Below are 8,604 nucleotides of genomic sequence, written 5' to 3' on the forward strand. Positions count from 1 at the left end.
CTACTACACCGATCCGAAGAACGGCGCGGCGGCCATGAAAGCGTTCGTGGTAACCCGCGTGGGCGACGTGTTCCTCGCTTTCGCACTGTTCATTCTTTACAACGAACTGGGCACGCTGAACTTCCGCGAAATGGTTGAACTGGCACCGCAGCACTTTGCGGCTGGTAACCAAATGCTGATGTGGGCAACCCTGATGCTGTTAGGCGGCGCGGTAGGTAAATCTGCTCAGTTGCCATTGCAGACCTGGCTTGCGGATGCGATGGCTGGCCCAACGCCAGTTTCAGCGCTGATCCACGCGGCAACCATGGTTACCGCCGGTGTCTACCTGATTGCCCGTACTCACGGCCTGTTCCTGTTAACGCCTGAAGTGCTGCATTTAGTGGGCATCGTGGGTGCAGTGACGCTGGTAATGGCAGGCTTTGCGGCGCTGGTGCAAACCGATATCAAACGTGTGCTCGCGTACTCGACCATGAGCCAGATTGGCTACATGTTCCTGGCACTCGGCGTACAAGCGTGGGATGCGGCGATTTTCCACCTGATGACGCACGCGTTCTTCAAAGCGCTGCTGTTCCTGTCGTCTGGTTCGGTGATTCTTGCCTGCCACCACGAACAAAACATCTTCAAAATGGGTGGCCTGCGTAAGTCCATTCCGCTGGTGTATATCTGCTTCCTGGTCGGTGGTGCAGCCTTGTCTGCGTTACCACTCATTACTGCTGGCTTCTTCAGTAAAGATGAGATTCTGGCCGGTGCGATGGCGAATGGTCATGTGAACCTGATGGTTGCAGGTCTGGTCGGTGCGTTTATGACCTCACTGTATACCTTCCGTATGATCTTCATCGTCTTCCACGGTAAAGAGCAGATTCACGCGCATGCACTTAAAGGCATTACTCACCACTTGCCGCTGATTGTGCTGCTGGTGTTGTCCACTTTCGTGGGTGCCATGATTGTTCCGCCATTGGCGGGCGTCCTGCCAGCAACCACTGAGCTTGCGCACGGTAGCGTGCTGACCCTGGAGATTACTTCAGGCGTTGTGGCTATCGCCGGTATCCTGATTGCTGCCTGGTTGTGGCTGGGCAAACGCACTCTGGTGACCGCCATTGCCAACAGCGCACCGGGCCGCTTCTTCGGTACCTGGTGGTTCCATGCCTGGGGCTTCGATTGGCTGTACGATAAAGTCTTCGTTAAGCCATTCCTGGGTATCGCCTGGTTGATTAAGAGCGATCCGCTGAATTCACTGATGAACATTCCGGCAGTTCTTTCACGCTTTGCAGGCCGTGGCCTGCTGGTGAGCGAGAACGGTTACCTGCGCTGGTATGTGGCTTCAATGAGTATCGGTGCGGTCGTGATTCTGGGCTTGCTGCTGGTCTTGCGCTAACTCCATACAACTCCCCCTCTCCATCAGGGAGAGGGTCGGGGTGAGGGTGGTTTACCTTCCCCGGCGTCTTAATACAGATGGGAAAGTGAGTGATGTTTTGGTTTATTTTGACTTAGGGACACAAATGCCATGCTATTACCCTGGCTGATACTCATCCCCTTTATTGGCGGCTTCTTCTGCTGGCAGACTGAACGCTTCGGCGTAAAAGTGCCGCGTTGGATTGCGCTGATAACGATGGGACTGACACTGGCTCTCTCGATGCAACTGTGGTTAGCCGGTGGCTACACGCTAACGCAATCTGCAGGTTTGCCGCAGTGGCAGTCTGAATTTGTTTTGCCGTGGATCCCACGTTTTGGGATTGAAATCCACCTGGCGTTGGATGGTCTGTCACTGCTGATGGTGGTCCTGACCGGCCTGCTCGGCGTGCTGGCGGTACTCTGTTCCTGGAATGAAATCGAAAAATATCAGGGCTTCTTCCACCTCAACCTGATGTGGATCCTCGGTGGCGTTATCGGCGTGTTCCTGGCCATCGACATGTTCCTGTTCTTCTTCTTCTGGGAAATGATGCTGGTGCCAATGTACTTCCTGATTGCACTGTGGGGCCACAAAGCCTCCGACGGGAAGACGCGTATCACCGCTGCAACCAAGTTCTTCATCTACACCCAGGCAAGCGGCCTGGTGATGTTGATTGCGATTCTTGGTCTGGTGTTTGTGCATTACAACTCAACCGGCGTCTGGACATTTAACTACGAACAATTGCTGCACACTGAAATGTCCAGCAGCGTTCAATGGTTGCTGATGCTGGGCTTCTTCATTGCATTTGCGGTAAAAATGCCAGTGGTTCCCTTGCACGGTTGGCTGCCGGATGCGCACTCCCAGGCACCAACGGCGGGTTCTGTCGACCTCGCAGGTATCTTGCTGAAAACAGCAGCCTACGGCCTGTTGCGTTTCGCGCTGCCACTGTTCCCGGAAGCTTCCGCTGAATTTGCCCCAATCGCTATGTGGCTGGGTGTCATCGGTATCTTCTACGGCGCGTGGATGGCCTTCGCACAAACCGATATTAAACGCCTGATTGCTTATACCTCCGTTTCCCACATGGGCTTCGTGTTGATTGCCATTTATACCGGCAGCCAACTGGCTTACCAGGGTGCGGTGATTCAGATGATTGCGCACGGTCTGTCTGCGGCCGGTATGTTCATCATCTGTGGTCAGATTTACGAGCGTCTGCATACCCGTGATATGCGTCTGATGGGCGGCCTGTGGAACAAAATTAAATGGCTGCCGGGTCTGTCGTTGTTCTTTGCGGTGGCAACTCTGGGGATGCCGGGTACCGGTAACTTCGTTGGCGAATTTATGATTCTGTTCGGCAGCTACCATGTCGTGCCAGTGATTACCATTATCTCTACCTTCGGCTTGGTCTTTGCCTCTGTTTATTCTCTGGCGATGATTCATCGTGCTTACTTCGGTAAAGCAAAAAGCGAAATCAGTGATAAGCAACTGCCAGGCATGTCGCCGCGCGAGTTCTTTATCATCCTGTTGCTGGTGGTGTTGTTAGTCCTGTTGGGCTTCTACCCGCAGCCAATTCTGGATACTTCGCATGCCGCGATGAGCAATATTCAGCAGTGGTTTACCAGTTCAATTCCAACTACAAGGCCGTAATTCGCCATGACTATAACTCCTCAACAATTGATCGCGCTGCTACCGCTGCTCGTCGTCGGATTGACGGTGGTGGTTGTGATGCTCTCCATAGCGTGGCGACGCGACCATTTTGTCAATGCAACACTGGCAGTAATCGGCCTGAACGCCGCACTCGTTTCACTGTGGTTTGTTGGCCAGGCTGGCGCAATGGACGTCACGCCGCTGATGCGCGTCGATGGCTATGCGATGCTTTACACCGGTTTGGTTTTGCTGGCGAGCCTCGCGACTTGTACCTTTGCTTACCCGTGGCTCGAGGGTTACACCGACAACCGCGAAGAGTTTTACCTGCTGGTGCTGATTGCAGCCCTCGGCGGTATTCTGCTGGCAAACGCCAATCACCTGGCGGCACTGTTCCTCGGCATTGAGTTAATTTCACTGCCGCTGTTCGGCCTGATTGGTTACGCCTTCCGACAGAAACGTTCGCTGGAAGCCAGTATCAAGTACACCATTTTGTCTGCCGCAGCATCTTCATTCCTGCTGTTCGGTATGGCGCTGGTGTACGCAGAGTCTGGCGACTTGTCGTTTGTAACGCTCGGTAAGAGCCTCGCAGACAACATGCTCCACGAACCGCTGCTGCTGGCAGGTTTTGGTCTGATGATTGTCGGCCTCGGCTTTAAACTGTCACTGGTTCCATTCCACCTGTGGACCCCAGATGTTTATCAGGGCGCTCCGGCTCCGGTTTCCACTTTCCTGGCAACCGCCAGCAAAATCGCCATCTTTGGTGTGGTGATGCGTCTGTTCCTCTACGCGCCAGTCGGCGATAGCGAAGCGGTACGCGTGGTGCTCGGTATTATCGCCTTCATCTCTATCATCTTCGGTAACCTGATGGCGTTGAGCCAGACCAATATCAAGCGTCTGCTTGGTTACTCGTCTATCTCACACCTTGGTTATTTGATGGTGGCATTGATTGCGCTGCAAAGCGGCGACATGTCGATGGAATCGGTTGGTGTTTATCTGGCAGGCTACCTGTTCAGCAGCCTTGGTGCGTTCGGCGTGGTGAGCCTGATGTCCAGCCCGTACCGTGGCCCGGATGCAGATTCGCTGTATTCTTATCGTGGTCTGTTCTGGCACAAACCAATTTTGTCTGCGGTCATGACGGTGATGATGTTGTCACTGGCAGGTATCCCAATGACACTGGGCTTTATTGGTAAGTTCTACATCATTGCGGTCGGTGTTCAGTCTCACCTGTGGTGGTTGACTGGCGCTGTGGTACTGGGTAGTGCGATTGGTTTGTACTACTACCTGCGCGTGACGGTGAGTTTGTATCTGAATGCACCGCAACAGCCAAACCGTGATGCTCCGACTAACTGGGCGTTCACTGCTGGCGGTGTGGTGGTGTTGATCTCCGCCGTGCTGGTGTTGTTGCTGGGTGTTTATCCGCAACCGTTGATCAGCCTGGTGCGTTTGGCAACACCGATGATGTAAGTGGTTTTGGTCGGGTTAGCGCCCGCGACCCCTGCTAAATCCCCAAATATAAAGGCTACCGAATCGGGTAGCCTTTTTTTTGCTCTGAGTTTACTGGGGAGCCGAAGCCGGGTTTTTCCTGCCGCCTTACAGACGGAACTGATTCACCGCAAGAGTCAGTTCACTTGCCTGATCCTGGAGTGCCGCCGAAGCGGTGGTTGATTCCTCAACCAGGGCGGCGTTCTGCTGCACCATGGTATCGAGTTGCGCTACCGCAGTATTGATCTCTGCAATGCCTTTCATTTGCTCATCCGCAGCCTGGTTAATCTCCGCCATCATCGTCGTGACTGAAGAAACACTGGTGACAATTTCCTGCATGGTATTACCGGTATGGTGAACCTGCTTTGCACCCGATGACACACTCGTCACTGTCGAGTCAATAAGCACTCTTATCTCTTTAGCTGCCTGCGCACTACGACTTGCCAGGTTTCGTACTTCATTTGCCACAACCGCGAATCCTCTTCCTTGTTCACCTGCGCGAGCGGCCTCTACCGAGGCATTGAGTGCCAGAATATTTGTCTGGAACGCAATGCCATCAATGACGCCGATAATATTGCCGATCTTCTCGGAGGCAGCTTCTATGGTGTTCATGGTCTGAATCACTTCGCGTACTGAGTTACCACCACGACGTGCCACCTCAGCGGCAGAAAGAACGGCCTTGTTTGCTTCATGAGATGAACTGGCAGAGTGCGCGACTGTTGAGGCGATCTGTTCTAGTGCCGCTGAGGTTTCTTGCAGGCTTGCGGCGGCAGATTCTGTCCGTGCAGAAAGATCGATATTCCCGGAGGATATTTCCTCGGAAGCAATGCGCACCGACTCGCTGCTGCTACGAATAGATTTCATCACCACCGCGAGTTTGTCGACAAACCGGTTAAACGCGCTGGCAATCTGTGCCACTTCATCTTTGCCGTCTACCGCTAAGCGCTGGGTTAAGTCCTCCGTACCCTGAGCGATGGAATCCATTGCCTCGCGAATGCGGATCAGCGGGCCAAGGCTGCGTTTAGTGATAAAGCTGACGATCAGTGCGGCGAGCGCAATTAGTACGAACATAGAGACAGTTGAAGTCCAGAGCAGTGAACGCATGCTTGCGGTTGCCTCTGCTTTATCCATCGCCACAACGATGTACCAGTTGGTGCTTTTAACCGGCATGGCAATCATAAAGGTTGGGCGTCCCAAAACATCAGCCTGAATCGGTACTGAAGAATTCAGCAACTCTGGCAGGCTGAGTGCCTGTGCGATACCGGACAGGGGTTTGAGGGTGAGCGATTCGTCCGGGTGCGCGATGATCGTCCCATTAGCATCCATCAACATGCCGAAGCTGCCTGCGGTTGGATGAATAGCCCGAACGTTGGCTATCACCGCATCCATATTGATGTCGCCTTCCACCACACCCAGTAGTTCTCCGTTTTCAATACGCGGAGCTGCCACGGTGACAATAAGTTTTCGCGTACCGGCATCCTGATAAGGATTCGTCACAATGGGCTTTTTCGCTTGAGCAGCCTGGATATACCACGGACGAGAAGTGGGATCGTAACCTTCAGGAATACCCGACGCATCGGAGGAAATATCTCGTTTGTCCGGATAACCAATATCCACATTAATAAAATTCCCTGAAGTGGCAACCAGGGTTAACAGTGGAACCGGATCGGTATCGCTGACATGGGGTGTCAGAGAACTAATTTGTGCGACTTTGGTTTCAGTCCACTGATTCACGGTTGCCGAGTGACTCTGCGCCAGGGCGGTAAGCGTACTATTGATTGAATTATTGTTTGCCGAATGGCTAATTAGATAATTAATAGAGGTATTTACACATAATGCGCCGACGACAATTAATGTAGTCGCAACTAAAACCCTACTGCGGATGGAGTTAAACATGCTGTAACCTTCCGGGTTAATTATAAATTCATTAGTGGCTATTAACGACCGGAATGGGGATAACTTTAATTATTTATACCGATAAAGGGTGGCTGAATATAGTCAATATATACGCAAGTTGTTGCTGTGTTAAAACGCTACAATCCCAATCCAAAAGGGTTGTTAATATATCTTATGAACTGAGCTTCAAATTCTCGTAGTATTAATGAGTCAAAGGGCGGGAAAACATTAGCTTTGTTTAAAATACGTTGGCTTGTCATAGAGTTATCCTTTAAAAAATAATTCTGGTTGTAGTGAGATGGTAAGAGAAGTCATCCCGATGCAGCAAAGATTATCTGTTGGGCTTGCTACACTTAACGGGACACATTCAAAGGAGTACGTCATGAGCGATAAAATTCCCATTGGCATCAGCGCTTGTTTACTCGGGGAAAATGTCCGCTTTGATGGCGGGCATAAACGGCTGGCATTTGCCGTCAATGAATTAGCGCCGTGGGTGCATTTCGAACCTGTATGCCCTGAAATGGCGATTGGTTTACCGACACCAAGGCCTGCTTTGCGGCTAGTCAAACTAGATGAGGGGCAAGTAGCCTTGCGCTTTAGCAATCATCACGAAGGGGATTTAACCCTGGCGATGCAACAATTTTCCACACGTCGTGTAGCCAGTCTCGATCATCTGTGCGGTTATATTGTTTGTGCTAAATCTCCAAGCTGTGGCATGGAACGGGTAAGAGTTTACGACCCCGAGGGAAGTAATAACCGAAAAAGTGGCACCGGGATATTTACCGCGGAACTGAAACGACAATTGCCGTGGCTTCCGGTTGAAGAAGATGGGCGTTTGTACGATCCGGCAATTCGCGAGAACTTTGTCGAGCGCATTTATACACTTAATGAACTTAATATTTTACGCCAGTCTGGTCTGACACGAGGCGGACTCATTGGTTTTCATAGCCGATACAAATTATTGCTCCTCGCTCATTCTCAGCCGCAATACCGCGAACTGGGGCGCTTTGTTGCCGATATAGAAAGCTGGGATTCACTGGATGCTTTTTTCATTGAATACCGTCAGCGCTTGATGGATTTGCTTGCCCATCAGGCGACACGTCGTAACCACACTAATGTGCTGATGCACGTTCAGGGATATTTCCGCCGCCAGTTAAATTCGCGCCAGCGCCAGGAGCTATCAGGGCTTATCGACAGATATCGCCAGGGAACCCAGCCTTTACTGGCACCCATCACCTTGTTAAAACACTATATGGCAGAATATCCTGACGCTTATCTGGCGCAGCAGCGCTACTTTGAGCCTTATCCTGAAACGTTACGCTTACGTTTGGGCAATTAATCATGGAGTTGTATGACCACGCATTTGGTCTGGTTTCGCAATGATTTACGGGTGAACGATAACCTGGCGTTGGCAGCGGCCTGCCGTGACCCTGGTGCCCGAGTGATTGGCATATTTATCGCCACTCCGCTGCAATGGCGTAAACATGAGATGTCGCCTCGTCAGGCTGAATTCATCTGGCAGCATTTGCAAAGCTTGCATGCCGCGCTTGCGGAAAGGGGAATTGAGCTGTTTGTTCGGCAAGCTGATGGTTTTGATGACTGCGTCGGTTTCCTGCAAAACTTCTGTGAAACGCAGAAGGTGGACGCGTTTTTTTATAACTATCAATACGAGCTGAATGAGCGCCAGCGCGATGCAGCAGTAGAAAAGGTGTTATCCCCAGGCGTGGTTTGCCAGGGTTTTGTTGACAGCGTTTTATTGCCGCCAGGTAGTGTGACGACGGGTAATCACGAGATGTACAAAGTGTTTACGCCGTTTAGCAGAGCATTTATCAAACGCCTTAATGAAGGTCTGCCTGAATGTGTTTCAGCGCCGCAAGTGCGCAAAACCACTATGCATGAACCACAAAAACTCACCGTATTTGATTACCCGTGCCAGCCCATTGACCCGAATCTTTTCCCCTGTGGTGAAAAACAGGCGATTAACCAGTTGCGCCTGTTTTGCCGCCAGTCGGTCGTGGATTACGCGCAACAGCGAGATTTTCCCGCCATCGACGGCACCAGCCGTCTGTCGGCTTATTTGGCTGTTGGGGTGTTGTCGCCGCGCCAGTGCCTGCATAGATTATTGAAAGAGCATCCTCAGGCGCTGGAAGGGGGGGGCGGGGGCGTCTGGTTAAACGAGTTAATCTGGCGTG

The 8,604-nt window shown here is 51.9% G+C and carries 6 protein-coding genes; 5 read left to right on the top strand and 1 reads right to left on the bottom strand.

What is annotated here, in order from left to right:
- The 3 genes from nuoL to nuoN all read left to right on the top strand — a co-directional run.
- A partial coding sequence (gene nuoL, locus MES37_RS22160) for an NADH-quinone oxidoreductase subunit L (protein ID WP_237932659.1) occupies positions 1–1,375 on the top strand: 1,375 nt, incomplete at its 5' end.
- 129 nt (positions 1,376–1,504) lie between these two features.
- Complete coding sequence (gene nuoM, locus MES37_RS22165; protein ID WP_121815187.1) at positions 1,505–3,034, top strand: NADH-quinone oxidoreductase subunit M; 1,530 nt, start codon at positions 1,505–1,507, stop codon at positions 3,032–3,034.
- Positions 3,035–3,040: 6 nt separating this feature from the next.
- A complete protein-coding gene (nuoN, locus tag MES37_RS22170) occupies positions 3,041–4,498 on the top strand; it encodes an NADH-quinone oxidoreductase subunit NuoN (RefSeq protein ID WP_064544832.1) in 1,458 nt (485 codons plus the stop codon).
- A gap of 126 nt (positions 4,499–4,624) precedes the next feature.
- On the opposite strand, the gene MES37_RS22175 is transcribed toward nuoN, so the two are convergent.
- On the bottom strand, positions 4,625–6,412 hold the full coding sequence (locus tag MES37_RS22175; protein ID WP_064544834.1) for a methyl-accepting chemotaxis protein: 1,788 nt from the start codon (positions 6,410–6,412) through the stop codon (positions 4,625–4,627).
- 382 nt (positions 6,413–6,794) lie between these two features.
- On the opposite strand from MES37_RS22175, the gene MES37_RS22180 reads away from it, so the two are divergent.
- Entirely contained in the window at positions 6,795–7,751 is a 957-nt protein-coding gene (locus tag MES37_RS22180; protein ID WP_064544836.1) for a YbgA family protein, read from the top strand.
- 12 nt (positions 7,752–7,763) lie between these two features.
- The coding region (locus MES37_RS22185) for a deoxyribodipyrimidine photo-lyase (RefSeq protein ID WP_237932660.1) at positions 7,764–8,604 on the top strand (841 nt) is incomplete at its 3' end.

The organism is Buttiauxella sp. S19-1 (genome assembly GCF_022134725.1).
GTDB classification, from domain to species: Bacteria; Pseudomonadota; Gammaproteobacteria; order Enterobacterales; family Enterobacteriaceae; genus Buttiauxella; species Buttiauxella ferragutiae.

Excerpts from the sequence above, each read along its gene's own strand:
- nuoM (WP_121815187.1), top strand. The coding sequence starts at position 1,505 with ATGCTATTACCCTGGCTGATACTCATCCCCTTTATTGGCGGCTTCTTC.
- nuoN (WP_064544832.1), top strand. The coding sequence starts at position 3,041 with ATGACTATAACTCCTCAACAATTGATCGCGCTGCTACCGCTGCTCGTC.
- MES37_RS22175 (WP_064544834.1), bottom strand. The coding sequence starts at position 6,412 with ATGTTTAACTCCATCCGCAGTAGGGTTTTAGTTGCGACTACATTAATT.
- MES37_RS22180 (WP_064544836.1), top strand. The coding sequence starts at position 6,795 with ATGAGCGATAAAATTCCCATTGGCATCAGCGCTTGTTTACTCGGGGAA.